Annotated in this window: 14 protein-coding genes; 11 read left to right on the forward strand and 3 right to left on the reverse strand. The window is 36.6% G+C overall.

Annotation, left to right across the window (positions count from 1 at the left end; translation table 11 throughout):
* Positions 1–52 precede the first annotated feature (52 nt).
* The gene (locus tag B4H39_RS03010; protein ID WP_251420577.1) at positions 53–1,912 is read left to right on the forward strand and encodes a glucose PTS transporter subunit IIA; all 1,860 of its coding nucleotides are present in this window, start codon (positions 53–55) and stop codon (positions 1,910–1,912) included.
* 15 nt (positions 1,913–1,927) lie between these two features.
* Positions 1,928–3,388: a glycoside hydrolase family 1 protein gene (locus B4H39_RS03015; protein WP_251420578.1), complete on the forward strand. Its 1,461-nt coding sequence runs from the start codon at positions 1,928–1,930 to the stop codon at positions 3,386–3,388.
* 26 nt (positions 3,389–3,414) lie between these two features.
* On the opposite strand, the gene B4H39_RS10270 is transcribed toward B4H39_RS03015, so the two are convergent.
* The 3 genes from B4H39_RS10270 to B4H39_RS03025 all read right to left on the reverse strand — a co-directional run bounded on the left by B4H39_RS10270 (position 3,415) and on the right by B4H39_RS03025 (position 4,634).
* Positions 3,415–3,594 carry a UTRA domain-containing protein gene (locus B4H39_RS10270; protein ID WP_414672050.1) on the reverse strand — a complete coding sequence of 60 codons (180 nt, stop codon included), beginning with the start codon at positions 3,592–3,594 and terminating at the stop codon, positions 3,415–3,417.
* 44 nt (positions 3,595–3,638) lie between these two features.
* A complete protein-coding gene (locus B4H39_RS03020) occupies positions 3,639–4,274 on the reverse strand; it encodes an RpiB/LacA/LacB family sugar-phosphate isomerase (protein ID WP_251420638.1) in 636 nt (211 codons plus the stop codon).
* A gap of 96 nt (positions 4,275–4,370) precedes the next feature.
* Positions 4,371–4,634, reverse strand: coding sequence for an IS110 family transposase (locus tag B4H39_RS03025; protein ID WP_202229488.1), 264 nt, complete (start codon positions 4,632–4,634; stop codon positions 4,371–4,373).
* Positions 4,635–4,974: 340 nt separating this feature from the next.
* On the opposite strand from B4H39_RS03025, the gene B4H39_RS03030 reads away from it, so the two are divergent.
* From B4H39_RS03030 to B4H39_RS03070, 9 genes are all read left to right on the forward strand, one after another.
* Positions 4,975–6,156, forward strand: a complete 1,182-nt coding sequence (locus B4H39_RS03030; protein ID WP_251420579.1) for an AI-2E family transporter — start codon at positions 4,975–4,977, stop codon at positions 6,154–6,156.
* Positions 6,156–7,397 carry a tetratricopeptide repeat protein gene (locus B4H39_RS03035; protein ID WP_202229493.1) on the forward strand — a complete coding sequence of 414 codons (1,242 nt, stop codon included), beginning with the start codon at positions 6,156–6,158 and terminating at the stop codon, positions 7,395–7,397. Before B4H39_RS03030 ends, B4H39_RS03035 begins: the two co-directional genes overlap by 1 nt.
* Before the next feature lie 200 nt (positions 7,398–7,597).
* Positions 7,598–9,265, forward strand: coding sequence for an acetolactate synthase AlsS (gene alsS / locus B4H39_RS03040; protein WP_286927490.1), 1,668 nt, complete (start codon positions 7,598–7,600; stop codon positions 9,263–9,265).
* 387 nt (positions 9,266–9,652) lie between these two features.
* Positions 9,653–11,701, forward strand: coding sequence for a DUF4357 domain-containing protein (locus tag B4H39_RS03045; RefSeq protein ID WP_251420581.1), 2,049 nt, complete (start codon positions 9,653–9,655; stop codon positions 11,699–11,701).
* Between the two features lie 543 nt (positions 11,702–12,244).
* Positions 12,245–13,078: a CylD gene (locus B4H39_RS03050; protein ID WP_251420583.1), complete on the forward strand. Its 834-nt coding sequence runs from the start codon at positions 12,245–12,247 to the stop codon at positions 13,076–13,078.
* Positions 13,079–13,091: 13 nt separating this feature from the next.
* Positions 13,092–13,814: a 3-oxoacyl-ACP reductase FabG gene (fabG, locus tag B4H39_RS03055; protein ID WP_251420585.1), complete on the forward strand. Its 723-nt coding sequence runs from the start codon at positions 13,092–13,094 to the stop codon at positions 13,812–13,814.
* Complete coding sequence (locus B4H39_RS03060) at positions 13,807–14,106, forward strand: phosphopantetheine-binding protein (protein ID WP_251420587.1); 300 nt, start codon at positions 13,807–13,809, stop codon at positions 14,104–14,106. The genes fabG and B4H39_RS03060 overlap by 8 nt, the downstream gene beginning before the upstream one ends.
* The gene (gene fabZ / locus B4H39_RS03065) at positions 14,103–14,588 is read left to right on the forward strand and encodes a 3-hydroxyacyl-ACP dehydratase FabZ (RefSeq protein WP_394304450.1); all 486 of its coding nucleotides are present in this window, start codon (positions 14,103–14,105) and stop codon (positions 14,586–14,588) included. Before B4H39_RS03060 ends, fabZ begins: the two co-directional genes overlap by 4 nt.
* Complete coding sequence (locus tag B4H39_RS03070) at positions 14,585–15,493, forward strand: ABC transporter ATP-binding protein (protein ID WP_251420589.1); 909 nt, start codon at positions 14,585–14,587, stop codon at positions 15,491–15,493. Before fabZ ends, B4H39_RS03070 begins: the two co-directional genes overlap by 4 nt.
* Position 15,494: the final 1 nt, after the last annotated feature.

Here is a 15,494-nt window from a genome sequence, read left to right on the forward strand (position 1 = left end):
TTTCAGATGCCAGTGATGCAAGGTTTTTTTACTTGAAAGAGGAGTGATTTTAATGAATAAAAAAGAATTAGCAACAAAGATTGTGAAACTCGTGGGTGGAGCTCAAAATATTAAATCTTTAACCCATTGTATAACGCGCTTGCGTTTTGTGTTAAAAGATGACCGCATGGCGAAAACAAAGGAAATAGAGCAGTTAGATGTGGTAGGTGTTCAAATTCAAGGTGGGCAGTATCAAGTGATTATTGGAAATGGGGTTACAAAGGTTTTTCGTGAGATAATGGAGCAGTATCCATCATTAGATTTAGTTGATTCAGGAATTGACCATGATGGGGAGAAAAAATTTAGTTTTAATACTGCCATTGGCACATTATCTAGTATTTTAGTTGCTGCATTGCCACCTATTGTTGCTGGTGGTATGATTCAAGGGTTGAGTTTCTTTGCAAGGGAGAAAGGATGGCTTGATCCAGAAAGTACGTTAAATTTTGTTTTAAAGATTACTGGTAATGCCATGTTCTTCTTCTTACCATTTTTAATTGCAGTTTCAGCGGCTCGTAAGTTCAAAACCAATGAGTACATGGCGCTTGCCCTTGCTGGTATTATCATGCACCCTGATCTAATGAGAATGGTAGGAGAAAATGATCCTTTGACTGCATTTGGATTTTTACCATTGCCACTTATTGATTATTCATCTTCTATTTTGCCGATTTTGCTAGGTGTTTGGATTTTAAAGTATGTGTGGAATTGGATAGAAAAATGGATGCCTGATTTAATCAGTACGGTTTTTACCCCCTTACTTACTATTTTAATTATGGCACCAGTCATGCTGATTGGTGTAGCCCCAGTTGGTTTTTATATCGGTGATTATTTAGCTATTGGTATTCAATGGCTTATTGATCAGGCACCTTGGTTGGCCGGTTTTGTGATTGGTTCAACGCGACCCTTTCTTGTTATTGTTGGGATGCATCATGCTATTCGCCCAATTCAGCTTCAGCAAATTGCCACTTTTGGTTATACCACTATTACGCCTGCGAACTTTTTAAGTACGATGGCAACTGCAACCGCAACCTTTTCAACTTATTTTTTAGTCAAGGATAGAAAACAGAAGCAAATTGTATTATCATCAGCTTTTTCAGGTTTCTTAGGGATTACAGAGCCTGCTCTTTATGGCGTGTTAACGAAGTATAAAGCAACGATGGTCGGAACCTTAATCGGTGGTGGACTTGGTGGTATGATTGCAACAATGATGGGGGCAAGAGCGTATTCTGGTGGGATGCCAAGTATTTTAACCATTCCAATTTTTATGGGGGGCGGTCCTGCGAGCATTTTAGTTGGTCTGGGTGTGACGGTTGTGTCAAGTTTTCTGATTACTTATCTGCTTGGGAAGACAATTTTTAAGGCAGAAGGAATTGAAATAACAGATGATAAGGAAGAAAAGGAGCCTGTTAGTCAGATTAAATCAAGTGTTGTTTATAGTCCAGCTGCGGGGAAGGTGGTTGAGTTAAGTCAAGTGAGCGATCATATATTTGCTGAGAAAATGTTAGGTGAAGGGATTGCGATTGATGCACCTAATGGAGAAGTCATGTCGCCAGTGACTGGGGTTATTACGACAGTTTTTAAGACAAAGCATGCCATTGGGATTACGGATGAGAATGGTGTTGAAGTTTTGATACATATTGGAATTGATACAGTGAAATTAGAGGGAAAGTATTTTGAAGTTTTCTGTACAGAAGGCCAAACTATCAAGACGGGTGATTTGCTTGTGAAATTTGATGGTGAAAAAATTAAGTTAGCTGGCTATGAGTCAAGTGTGATTGTTGTGGTGACGAATACAAATGATTTTGTGTCGGTTTTGCCTGAGAAAACAAGGGGTCAAGTGAACTTAGGAGAAAAAATGCTGACGGTAATTGCTTAATGGAGGTCGGTTTATATGAAAAAATTTGAACAAACATTCCCTGAAAATTTCTTGTGGGGTGGTGCGATTGCCGCTTGTCAATCAGAAGGGGCATTTGATTTAGATGGCAAAGGATTAACTGTTGCGGATATTGCAGTCAAACATGATAAAACTGTTCCGAGGTCAGTGCGTAAGTTAATAACAGCTGAGCGGCTTGAGAAAGTGTTACAGGAAACGGATGATAGGAAATTTCCTAAGCGTCATGGCATTGATTTTTATCATCGATTTAAAGAAGATATTGCATGGTGTGCTGAGATGGGATTTAAGGTGTTTCGTTTTTCAATTGCTTGGGGGCGAATATTTCCGAATGGTGATGATGCAAAAGCAAATATGAAAGGTTTAGCATTTTATGATCAAGTTATTGCTGAGGTTATTAAGCATGGCATGGAGCCGCTGATTACAATTAATCATTTTGATATGCCCATGAATTTAGTCACTCAGTACGGCGGTTGGAAGAATCGTCAACTCATTGATTTTTATGTAACTTATGCGAAAACATTGTTTGAGCGATATGGTGAAAAGGTTAACTATTGGATTGCTTTTAACGAAATTAACGGAGCTCGCTTTAATGTCTTTTACTCAACAGGTATTGTAAAAGATGATGAAGCAACCTATCTGCAAGATTGTTATCAAGCTGCGCATCATCAGTTTGTGGCCTCTGCCTTAGCTAAAAAAGCATTAAGTAAAGTTTCAAAGGAAGCGATGTTGGGGTGCATGGTTGCTAAGTTTACGACTTATCCGGCAACTTGTAAGCCTGAAGATGCATTAGAAGCACAAAAAAATGAGCAAATGGACAATTATTATTTTACTGATACAGTCATTCGTGGTGAGTATCCACCCTATGCAGCTAGGTTTTGGCATGAAAATGGGATTGAATTACAAATCTTTGAAGAGGACGAAGCTGTTTTGAAACGTTATCCTGCTGACTTTTTGGCGTTTAGCTACTACATGTCTTCAATTTCTGCAGCTGATAAAGAAAATTTTGAAGAAACCGATGGTAATTTAAAGAATACATTGAAAAATCCGCACTTGAAGGCTTCAGAGTGGGGGTGGCAAATTGATCCAATTGGATTGAGATATACATTAAACGATCTGTATAATCGTTACAGTATTCCATTATTTATTGTAGAAAATGGAATTGGAGCGGAAGATGTGCTAGAAGATGGAAAGATAGACGATGATTACCGCATTGATTACTTGTCTGCTCATATCAAGCAGATAGAAGAAGCCATTAAAGATGGGGTTCAGTTAATAGGGTATACTACATGGTCAGCAATTGACATTGTTTCATCTGGAACATCGGAAATGGCCAAACGATATGGTTTCATTTATGTTGATCAGGATGATTTGGGTCATGGAACATTAAAGCGGATTCCTAAGAAATCATTCCATTGGTATAAAGCAGTCATTGCAGCTAATGGGCTAGGGTTAGATTAAAAATCAGTATAAAATTTAACAAATTACTACATTAATTCGATACGTTGATGGAAAAATGAGTATAAAGATTCACAATTGTTAATCTCTTCTTTAGTGATCTGTACCATTTTTGGATTGATGTAAGATTGGAAAATAACAATCGGGAGCCCACCAGCTGTCCTTACTCTCGTTAATTCCAAAACCTTTTCAGCATTGGTGAGTTCCAAGTTTTTTGCAATAACACCGCCAGATTACTGTCTTCAATACTTTTTTATGAAATCTCTTTTATAAGATAGTCCACCAATTCCACTTCGTTAGAATTTTCAATGATATAATGAATAACATTTTTCTTAGTCATAATTTTATCTATAAAATCTCTATCCATATTTTTCATTAATTCAATCATAGATATTTTACTCATCTTATTAAATTCTTTCACCCGATGAGTTTCTCTGACTTTTCTCTCTGCAACATCTGCAGGGTATCCAATCCCAAATTCTCCATCAAATAATTTTTCTAACGTATACTCTAAATTAAGCTCGCCTAACCAGCCGAATCCTAATCCCAGTGACAAACTAGCCACGTTCCCATCATTAATTCTTCCAAATAAATAAGCATCTTGAGGGTTTTGAATGAAACCCGATAACAATCCAGGTAATGTATTACAGGCCAAATTCATCCCTTGCCCAGAAGAACAGCCAGTAATTACAAAATCAATAGCTTTACTGTTTATGAGTAGTGCAGTTAAAAAGGCGATTTCTGTGTATGAATATGACTGTTTCTCGTTGGGATAAACTCCGAAATTAAATACATCATACCCTTTTTTTTCTACAGCTTTTACGACAGTATTATGGAGCAACTCATTCTTACTGACTTGAGTTGTTCCCTGTATAATTCCTATTCTCATCATATCCTCCTAATTCTGAGCCCATTGATGTATAAAAATTACTTTTTCACTTTTGACAGCAGCCCCACCAACTCCACATGTGGTGATAGCTTTCTTCTATGCTAATAGACGAAAGGGATTGTAAGTGTAAGTTTGATAGTTATTCTCATGTAAAAAAGCCAAGAGATTAAAGGAATAGTGTCCGGTATCTTCAAGGGCAATGAGATAGCTTTCGTTGAGTTGTTGGAGTTTCTTGTGTAGATAAGCAAAGCCATCAAGGCTGTTGGGGAAATATTTATTTTTAATCGGTATTTCACCTTGTTCATCTAATAGGGCAAAGTCATGTTTATGCTTTGCGACATCAATTCTAACGTACAACATCAAGTGTATCTCCAGCAATAAATTTATTTCTGTGGTATCCACGCACTTTTTGTCTTGTAACCTTATTGTAGAAAATTGTAGAAAAAACGTCAAGCGCTTGGAGGAAATACTGATCCACGGTCTTAATTAAGTATAAACTTATGTGGCGGATAACCACTAAATATATTATAAGGGGGATTGAAAGTTAAATCCCGTTGATTAGAGGACTGAAAACGGGACGTCACAAATAGACTATTTTACATAAATTAAATTATGCAAAACAAAGAAAGTTCTCGACCAAATTAATAAAAATTATGTTATAATTATAAGAAGAATTTTCACAAAAGAAGGGGAACGTCCCATGGAAAAACAAAACCTCAGAGCCTCTGTTTTTTTCAAATGGTTTATGAATAACAAAGTAGTAACAGTGCTATTAGTTATTTTGCTTTTATTGCTGAATATTTTATTGCTCAATAAGGTACATTTCATCTTTGCACCGATTGGCGATTTCTTAGCGATCGTTTCACTACCCGTTGTTTTAGCGGCAGTATTTTATTATTTGCTTAACCCAATCGTTGACTATCTAGAGAAGAAACGTGTACCGCGTATTGTTAGTATTGTAGTTATTTTCTTGTTGATCGCAGGTTTACTTGTATGGGGGCTGGCTTATGCTATTCCTTCTGTATCAAACAGTGTTTCTGTTTTTTCTAGGCATGTGCCAAGCTACGTGGAACAAATTCAAGAAGAAGTGAATAAACTACTGACAAATCAGCATTTTGAGCAGTTCCGTCCACAGATGGATGACTTTATGGATTCTATGGGGAACAACATTGTTGAATGGTCAAAAAATTATTCATCCATAGCCTTTAATTCGATTACGGATGTCATTACGCGTACAGCGAGTGTCTTTATTTCACTTGTTATCTTCCCCTTTGTTCTTTTTTATCTTTTACGAGATGGAAAGAATTTGAACGGTTATATCACGCATCTTTTACCTGTTAACTGGCGTAAAGATACATCTAAGATTTTGACTGAAATGAATGGTCAGTTGGCTAACTATGTTCGTGGTCAGGTCATTGTTGCTTTGGCGGTAGCTCTGATGTTAGCGATTGGATTGCCAATCATTGGATTGCGTTATGGAATTACTCTTGCGATTCTCTCAGGGATTTTTAATCTGATTCCTTTCTTAGGTTTCTATTTGGCAATTATCCCTGCCATGATTATTGGGTTAGCTACTGGTGGTCCGATGATGTTGCTCAAGGTTTTGATCGTATATATCATTGAACAAACAATCGAAGGCCGTTTTGTTTCTCCATTAGTTTTAGGAAAACAGTTAAGTATTCACCCCGTTACAGTTCTTTTTGTTCTCTTGACTGCGGGTAAAGTCTTTGGACTATGGGGGGTGCTTTTGGGAGTTCCATTCTATGCGGCAGCTAAGGTTATTATCAGCCACTTTTATGATTGGTATCGTGAAATTTCGGAACTCTATCATCCCGGTGGTTTAGGAAAAACGGTTGAAATTCAAGAAACAGAGGAAAACTAATGTCTTATTCAGAAGATACAATTGACTTCCTGCACAAAGGTGATTTGATTGGGATGCACAATGCCTTAAGTCATGCACTCAAGTATGATAGTGAAGAAATGCTCGCTGACCTAGCAGAGTATTTACAGATGATGGGATTTATTGACGAGAGTCATCAAGTGTATGACAAGATTTTAGGTGACAATCCTAGCAGTACCGATTATTTGATCAATTTAGCTGAAATCGCTGAGGATGATGGACAGATTGACGAGGCATTGAACTATCTTTATCAGATTCCTTTAGGTGATGAGAACTATGTTGCTGCTCTGATTAAAATTGCTGACTTGTACCAGCTTGAAGGTGACTTTGAGACAGCTATCAGTAAGCTTGAAGAAGCCCGTGAATTATCAGATTCTCCACTAATTACATTCGCTCTGGCGGAAAGCTATTATGAGCAAGGCGCCTATCAAGAGGCAATTCAAAATTATGCCAAACTTTCTGTCCGTGAAATCTTGAAGCAGACTAAGATTTCCACCTATCAGCGGATTGGTGAATCCTATGCACAGCTTGGAAATTTTGAAAATGCTCTGTCTTTTTTGGAAAAGTCACTGGAATTTTCTAAAACAGCAGATACTATCTACAAGATTGCCTTGCTTTACAGTGCACTCGATAATCAAACGCGTGCCATTAGCTACTTTAAACAGCTGGAAGACTATAACACGGATCTTTTAAACTATGAGCTGGCCTATGCTCAAGCTTTGGAGGCTGATCGTCAGTTTGAGGAAGCAGCACGAGTGGCTCAGGAAGGTTTGCGTAAAAACCCAAACTCAGCTTTATTATTGCATTTTCTATCCAAACTGGCTTACAGTCAAAAAGATCAAGCAGCAGCAGAACGTTATTTGGTGGATGCTCTCAATGTTGCGGAGCTTCATGATGAAACCGTCTTTCTGCTTGCTAACCTTTATTTCAATATGGGTGATTTTGAGGCAGTGATTCGCCTTGAAAAGCTTTTAGAAGAAGAACACTTGCTGGCACAGTGGCTTTTTGCTCAAGCCAATAAGGAGCTGGAAAACGATAAGCAGGCAGAGGCACTTTATACAGAACTTCTTTCGACTGGACTCAGGGAAAATCCTGATTTTTTGAAGGACTATGTTGACTTTCTCCTGCAACTGGGACAAAATAATAAAGCTCAGACTTACATTAAACAATATCTGGAACTTGTCCCAGAAGATGAAGAACTGAGAGGGCTATTGTTCGAGTAATCGTACAATAGTTTTTTGTATAAAAATGCGAGAATAATCTTTGCAATTTGTTATTGGAGATAATGTAAACGTTTTATAACTAAAAAATTGGCTAAAGCAGACTACATATGTGTTTGACAGGCTTCTATTTTTGTAAATTAAATTTTTTTCTGCTAGAATTAGTCGTGAAGATTGTGAATCTTAAATGAAATGGAGAAGAAATGACTGATAAAAAATTCGGATCAGACTTAGTCGTAGATAGTTTAATCAACCATAATGTAAAATATGTTTTTGGGATTCCAGGAGCTAAAATTGACCGTGTATTTGACCGCTTGGAGCATGATTCTAAGGCACCGAAACTCATTGTGACACGTCATGAACAGGGAGCTGCTTTCATGGCACAAGCTGTGGGGCGGATTACAGGGGAACCAGGTGTAGTTGCTGTAACTTCTGGACCAGGTGTATCAAATTTAGCAACACCGCTCCTGACAGCAACTTCTGAAGGCGACGCAATTCTTGCCATTGGAGGTCAAGTAAAACGGAGTGATCGATTGAAACGCGCTCACCAATCTATGGACAATGCACAGATGATGGCACCTGCTTCAAAATATTCTTCCGAAATTTTGGACCCATCAACAATTTCAGAAACAATAGCTAATGCTTATCGCATTGCAAAAGCTGGCCGTGCAGGTTCAAGTTTTTTGTCCATTCCACAAGATGTAATCGACTCAGAAGTATCAGTCAATGCAATTAAGCCATTGTCAGATCCAAAGATGGGGAATGCCTCAATTGATGACATTAACTATTTGGCACAAGCCATTAAAAATGCCGTATTGCCTGTTATCCTTGTTGGTGCAGGTGGTTCAGATGAAAAAGTGGCCAAAGCTTTGCGTAACCTACTTTCACACGTGTCTATTCCTGTCGTTGAAACTTTCCAAGGTGCAGGTGTAATTTCACGTGACCTTGAACATACATTCTTCGGGCGTATCGGACTTTTCCGTAACCAACCAGGAGATATGTTGCTCAAACGTTCAGACCTAGTCATCGCCGTTGGTTATGACCCAATCGAATATGAAGCACGCAACTGGAATGCTGAGATTGATAGTCGCATCGTCGTTATTGACAATGCAATTGCTGAGATTGATACATACTACCAACCAGAACGTGAATTGATCGGCGATATTGCTCAAACATTGGAAAATCTTTTGCCGGCAGTTCGTGGCTATAATTTACCAGAAGGCTCTGTTGAATACCTTAAAGGTTTGCGTGATGTGATTAACCAGCACGAATTTGACATAGAAGCAGCTGAAGAAGGACGTTTGCACCCACTCGACTTGGTCAATACTTTCCAAGAAGTGGTTAAAGATGATGAAACAGTAACTGTTGACGTTGGTTCACTCTACATCTGGATGGCACGTTACTTCCGTTCTTACGAGCCACGTCACTTGCTTTTCTCGAACGGCATGCAAACACTAGGTATTGCTTTGCCATGGGGAATTACAGCTGCCTTGCTTCGTCCAGGACATAGGGTATATTCTCATTCTGGTGATGGAGGTTTCCTCTTTACAGGTCAAGAACTTGAAGTTGCTGTTCGCCTTAATTTGCCATTAATTCATATCATTTGGAATGATGGACACTATGATATGGTTAAATTCCAAGAAGAGAAAAAATATGGCCGGGCCGCAGGTGTTAACTTTGGTAGCGTTGATTATGTAAAATATGCGGAAGCTATGGGAGCTACAGGGCATCGTGTACACAGTGCAAAAGAACTGAAAGAACTTCTAGAATCTATTCCTAACACAACAGGACCAGTCGTGATTGACGTTCCTATTGATTACTCAGACAATATCAAATTAGCGGATACGCTTTTGCCTGAGGAGTTTTATTGATGATATATCAGCAGAAGTAGTGAAGAAATAACTACTATACCTATAATCAATCTTCCCTCTTATTTAAAAAGGGGGATTTTTTTGATGGTTTTCCCAAAAATAAAAAGTCTTATTGAAAGCAGATTTAACTGGAACGGAACATTAAAATGTTAAGGTAAGCGCATGGACTATCCAATTGAAATAAGCAAGGAATTGAAGAATGTGATATAATTTACGAGAAAGGAAAGTACAGCTTTTAGGAAAATATGTGAATAGAAATTAGTATATAAGTATAAAAGCAGGGGCATACTTTCTTGGAAGTCAGTGTGCTATTTTTCCGTCAAGAAAGTACTTCTATAAAAAAATAATCCAGTTAAAGTAAGTAGAAAATGGCAGAGGAGCAGTACTGTGGAATCAAACCCGAGAAAATTATTGGACGAATTCATTCCTGAAGCAATGTGGAAACAATTTGTTATACCTGTGTATCAACGCAAATACACATGGACTGTGAAAAAACAACTTGTACAACTGAAAAAAGATTTGATTGGACTTATTGAAGATGAGAGTAACCAAAAACAACATTTTTTAGGGACAATTGTGTATCTTGAGAATATTGTTGATTATAAAATGGAACGTTCTGTAGTAGATGGGCAGCAACGGTTAGTGACGATGTTTTTGATTGCTCATGCTATGAAATCAATTGCTGAAAATGAGTACCGTGCGAGAGAGATTGATGAAACTTATCTTCAAAATTATTCTGAAAAAGTAGGAAGCCGATACCGTCAACGACTTTATCCATCTGTTGCTGACGGAAATGACTATCTTATCATAGCTGAAGGAAGATATGATGAGATTGACAAGGAAAGCGAAAGCAATATCGTTCGCAATTTTTTATATCTTCAGGCTGAGTTGAAGAGTCTGGTTCATGAATATACTTTTGATAGAGTTTTGTATGCTTTGAAAAGATTTTCCATAGTCTATATTAAGTTGGACGACCGCGACAATGCGCAACAGATTTTTGAGAGTATTAATTCAACTGGTGAGAGGTTAACCGCCTCAGATTTAATTCGAAATTTCATTATGATGGATAAATCCAATGAAGAACAAACAATTTTATATAGAACGTATTGGCGGAGATTAGAAGAAGTATTCAATAATTCAAGGGCCATGGAAGATTTTTTCAGATATTATCTCGCAGCCATAATGGGTAAATATTCTGCAAAACATGTTTTGTATCAAGCGTTTAAAAATTATTGGTATGAAGAACGTAAAAAATATAGCGATGCGGAGTTGCTTGAAAAACTTGTGCGATATTCTAACTACTTCGCTTCTCTTTATTATAAAGCACCAACGGGTAAATATTCTGAAATCCTAAGTGATTTTCAAAGTTTAGAAAGCATGATGCCAGCACCGTTTGTTTTAGAGTTATCGGAATGGTACTACAAAGATAAGAGGATTACTGAAGAACAATATTTTGAAGTTATCAAAGTATTGAACAATTACCAAATTCGTCGATATTTCAATGGTGATGATACCAGTAGAGTATCTAAGGCATTTCCCGCCTACATAAAGAATGTACAGAGACAGGCCGAAAAAAGTGGCTTTGAAAATATCGTTGATATAGTTATTTATGTACTTGTTACTCGAAATCAGTCTAACAATATGGCTGTGCCAACGGATAAATCTTTGAAGGCAAATCTTTCAAATGCTAATGCCTATACTATGAGATTAACGCGGTGGTTACTAGAAAAAATAGAAAATAGTGATAATTCTGCAACGCTTGATATGAGCAAGCTATCCATTGAACACATTATGCCACAGACCAGTACGTCCTATTGGGAAGAGCAGGCTAATGTTTCTGGTGAGGATTACACAGGTCTAGTCAATACCATTGGTAATCTAACTCTTGTTAGCAAACCTGATAATTCTGCTGCGGGAAATAAAGATTTTAAAACCAAGAAGAGAATTTTTGAAGACACTCTTCATATCCGTATGAATAAAAATTTATATGGGATGACTGAATGGACATCAAAATCAATTACAGATAGAAGTGCAGAATTAATCAATAGGCTAATTTCTATGTATCCCTACTTACGGTCGAGCGGTAATTACAAGTATGATGCTTCTAGAAATATTTTTCTAGAAGCTCAAGGCATAAAGGCAAGCGGGTATTTGAATGAAAATGAGACGGTTACGATATACTCGGGTTCAGAAATATACTCGAAAATAAAAGATATTTCTTCAGACTACTTAGGTGAAACCAGACAAGAATTGTTAAATAATGGCATCATTGAAGAATCCATTGGTGGCATGCAATTTGTTCAAGATTACACAACCTCCTCTGTTTCTAGAGCAGCAGAGCTACTTCTTGGCGGCAGCAGAAATGGTTGGGAATATTGGAAAGATGAAAACGGGATTATCCTCAATGATTCACTCCGTAATAAAAATAAGACTTAATTTAAAAAATATGTTTTGAAAAAATGTGAAGTAAGTTGTGAGACCTATAAGTGCACATCTGACTCTGCTAGCAAACGAGCTTTGGGCATCTTTTTCTTCAAAAAGGATCCAGAACAAGTGGGAAAGCAAATGTAAAGAGTAAGCTACATTTTGTAGCTGCTCTTTTTATTTTGCATTTTTTAAATATCAGAAGAGTAAGTCTTTTCTGTTTGGCACAAACGTGCCTATTATTTTTTCTAAAGGAAATAACTTATCACGGTTTACAAATGTAGTTCAGATGTAAATTGTCGAAGCTGTGTAATAATGCTACATTTACATTAAGAAAAGTGATTCTAAGAGAATCATGCGCATATTAACTTAAAATAAGGTGAGTGAATTATTTGGCGAAAGTAGTGGAAAACTTATCAAGTAGAACTATTTTTTGTATGAAGCAATAATTTTTTTTACAGCTATGGTGATAAAAGCATTTTTTTGTCGTACAAATAAATGTAAGCGGTAACGTTTCCCGAAAAGTTAGAAAATTTTTTAAGGAGGACGAGAAAATTGTCAAAAATATTAGTGTATGGTGGGCAAGGAAACATTAGATTACAAGATTTGATACGCTTATCCCAATCAGCTGCAGGGCGAGATATTCTTGAAAAATTAAAGTTTACTAACACTCAGTCCCATACATATTTCCAAAGCATTTTAAAAAATGAAATATTGCTATCCGATAATTATGCATCAATGCTGGGAACATTTATATATAATTTATGGCGAACTTCGGAGTATAAACTATCGGATATTACTTGTTTTTCCTCGCATAGTGCAGGGATATTTAACGTATTGCTGGCAAGTGATTCAGCAAGTTTTGAAAATATTGTGACGTTTATTGAAAAACGAGCCGCATTAGTGAATTCCCTAAAATGTAAAGAGGAAATGTGGCTCGTTGCTACATCTTCCATGGAGAGACTAAGAGAGGTTATTGATGGCATTAGTTTTGTGGAATTAGCAATCACTACTGACTCCACTACAGGTGTCCTTAGCTTTTCGGAAGAAAATAGAGACAGATTTGTAGATAGAGTAGAATCAGCTGATTTATTGATAAAACTTAAAAAGTTAGGACTGAAAGTACCCTATCATACAAAGTTTCTTCAACCAATAAAAGAAGAATATATTCAACTTGTTAAAATTCTTGATATTCAACAAAACAATGCTTTTAAATATATCTACATGTCCTCTAATCTTGAAGAAGAAATTATAAACCAGCTGACCCAAGAGTTTAAGTGGCACAGAATTTTAGAAGAACTTGTAAAGAAAGGTTTATCAATAGAGGATTTATCTCCCAATAGATTTATTCTGAAACAAGTAAAACTACTCAATTTAAAGAAAAATTAAGCTAAGGAGAAATATGAAAGTAGCAATTGTAACGGGCGGCACGAGAGGAATTGGACGATCAATAAGCATTGAGCTCTACAAAGAGGGGTATAAAGTTATCGCTATATACCAAGGAAATAAAGCAACTGCACAATCATTGGCAGATGAATATCCTGATATAGATGTTCAAACATGCGATATCTCGAGGGAAAAAGATGTTTCCAAGATTATTAAAACAATATATGAGACCTATGGTCAAATTGATTGCCTAATTAATAATGCAGGAATTACCCGAGATGGGTATTTCTTAATGATGTCTACTGAAAAATGGGGAACTGTTTTAAATGTGAACATACTAGGAGCGGTAAATATTTCTAAATCTGTTTTAAGGTATATGAAGGTTAAAAAAAATGGGGGCAAAGTTGTCAATATTTCGTCGACAAGTGGGGTTACAGGGCAGATTGGACAAGCTAACTACTCGGCAACAAAGGGAGCAATTATTTCTTTAACGAAATCTTGGGCTAAAGAATTTGCAGCTGACAACATCAATGTAAATTGTGTAAGTCCTGGATTTATCAATACAGATATGACAAGTAACTTAAAAAATAAGGCAGAGATTATTGAAAACTTAATACCGCTCCAGAGGTTTGGAGATCCTCAGGAGGTCGCGTGGTTAGTCGCATTTTTAAGTAGTGATAAAGCAAATTACATTACAGGCAAGAATTTTGTAATAGATGGAGGAATGATTAATGATTGATTGGAAAACTGAAAAAGAAAATATCGAAAAGCGCATAGTAATTGAAGAAAAAATAAAGACAATTTTGGTTGAGTCCTTGATGTTAGATTTAGATAAAAAACTGATTCAAAATGATCAACCATTATTTGGTAGAGAGCTGGAGTTAGACTCGATTGATGCTTTGGAATTGTCTATTGGAATTTCCACTGAGTTTGGGATTGCATTATCAGATGATGACATGTCCATCTTTTCTTCCATTAATAAATTAACGGATTATATCATAGAAAACCAACTTATAGAGGAGCAACAATGAAAAAACTGAATATTACACAAATTATAGCGTTGCTTCCACATACTTATCCTTTTCTATTGATTGATTCAGTTGAAAATTATAGCAGAGGAGAAATTTTATGTAGAAAGAATGTAACCATCAATGAACCGTTTTTCCAAGGGCATTTCCCCAAACAACCTATCATGCCTGGCGTTTTACTGATTGAGTGCGGCGCCCAAGCTGCAGCATTAATGTATATTTTGGATAGCTTATCTGATCAAATAAATATTAGTGGCACAGATTTTGAAAAATTATGTTTGGAAGAAAATTTATCGGATAAGGTAGGATATTTGGCAAGCATCAAAAATTTCAAGTTGAAAACTTTAGTATCTCCAGGAGATACCTTAAGCATTAGATGCAGGAGCTTTATTAAACTGGGGAAACTTTCAGAAATTGAGGTGAGAATAACAAATGACTCACGTAAAGAAGTAGCTTCAGGAAGGATTTTGGTCTCGCAAAAATGAAAATTACTTTAACAGATATTCAAAAAAAATATGGAGATTTTGAAGTCCTCAAAGGAATATCAACAGAATTTGAGGAAGGAAAGTTTTATGGTTTGTTAGGGCCAAACGGGGCAGGAAAGACAACATTATTCAACATTTTGATCCAAGCAACGCATAAAACTTCAGGACACATTGAATGGCAAATTGACGGAGATAAGGTTAAGGCAGACACATTCTATCATCATGTAGGAATTGTTTTTCAATCCAGTCGTCTAGATGAACGTTTGACAGTTGAAGAAAATCTGATTACACGAGGTGCCTTATATGGCTTAAATAAGAGGCAAGTCTTTCAGAGCTTAAAAAAATTTGAAGAATATTTATCCATTAAAGAATTAAGAACACGGCGTTATGGCATGCTTTCAGGAGGTCAAAAAAGAAAGGTAGACATTGCAAGAGCTTTGCTGCACAATCCCTCTATTCTTCTTCTTGATGAGCCGACAACTGGCTTAGATCCTAAGTCCAGAAATGACTTGTGGGAAGCTATTTATGAACTGAATAAAAAGGCAAAGATGACAATAATTTTGATTACACATTATTTAGAAGAGATGGCTTTCTGTGATCGTTTAAATGTCTTAATCCAGGGAAAACTCCACTATTCAGGTTCCGTTGAAGGCTTTATAGAAAAAAATTCTTCGACAAATTTGGAAATTACATTGAAAAATTCAAACGCCTCTGTATCTGATTTGTTTGAGCTGTCTCCCATAAGAAAGAATGAGAAAGAATACATTTATCAAAATGTGACAATGGAGCAAATATTGAGTATTCTCTCTTATAATCAGTCGTTAATTGAAACTTTCGAAGTTAAAAACGCAACATTAGAAGTTGCTTATTTGAACTTATTAAACGAAATACAAGGAGGAATTTAAG

Origin of the sequence: Lactococcus sp. UBA7128 (genome assembly GCF_002492185.1) — a bacterium.
Taxonomy (GTDB): domain Bacteria; phylum Bacillota; class Bacilli; order Lactobacillales; family Streptococcaceae; genus Lactococcus; species Lactococcus muris.

Excerpts from the sequence above, each read along its gene's own strand:
- B4H39_RS03025 (WP_202229488.1), bottom strand. The coding sequence starts at position 4,634 with ATGTTGTACGTTAGAATTGATGTCGCAAAGCATAAACATGACTTTGCC.
- B4H39_RS03060 (WP_251420587.1), top strand. The coding sequence starts at position 13,807 with ATGATTGATTGGAAAACTGAAAAAGAAAATATCGAAAAGCGCATAGTA.
- B4H39_RS03035 (WP_202229493.1), top strand. The coding sequence starts at position 6,156 with ATGTCTTATTCAGAAGATACAATTGACTTCCTGCACAAAGGTGATTTG.
- B4H39_RS03070 (WP_251420589.1), top strand. The coding sequence starts at position 14,585 with ATGAAAATTACTTTAACAGATATTCAAAAAAAATATGGAGATTTTGAA.
- B4H39_RS03030 (WP_251420579.1), top strand. The coding sequence starts at position 4,975 with ATGGAAAAACAAAACCTCAGAGCCTCTGTTTTTTTCAAATGGTTTATG.
- B4H39_RS03020 (WP_251420638.1), bottom strand. The coding sequence starts at position 4,274 with ATGAGAATAGGAATTATACAGGGAACAACTCAAGTCAGTAAGAATGAG.
- fabG (WP_251420585.1), top strand. The coding sequence starts at position 13,092 with ATGAAAGTAGCAATTGTAACGGGCGGCACGAGAGGAATTGGACGATCA.
- B4H39_RS03015 (WP_251420578.1), top strand. The coding sequence starts at position 1,928 with ATGAAAAAATTTGAACAAACATTCCCTGAAAATTTCTTGTGGGGTGGT.
- fabZ (WP_394304450.1), top strand. The coding sequence starts at position 14,103 with ATGAAAAAACTGAATATTACACAAATTATAGCGTTGCTTCCACATACT.
- alsS (WP_286927490.1), top strand. The coding sequence starts at position 7,598 with ATGACTGATAAAAAATTCGGATCAGACTTAGTCGTAGATAGTTTAATC.
- B4H39_RS03010 (WP_251420577.1), top strand. The coding sequence starts at position 53 with ATGAATAAAAAAGAATTAGCAACAAAGATTGTGAAACTCGTGGGTGGA.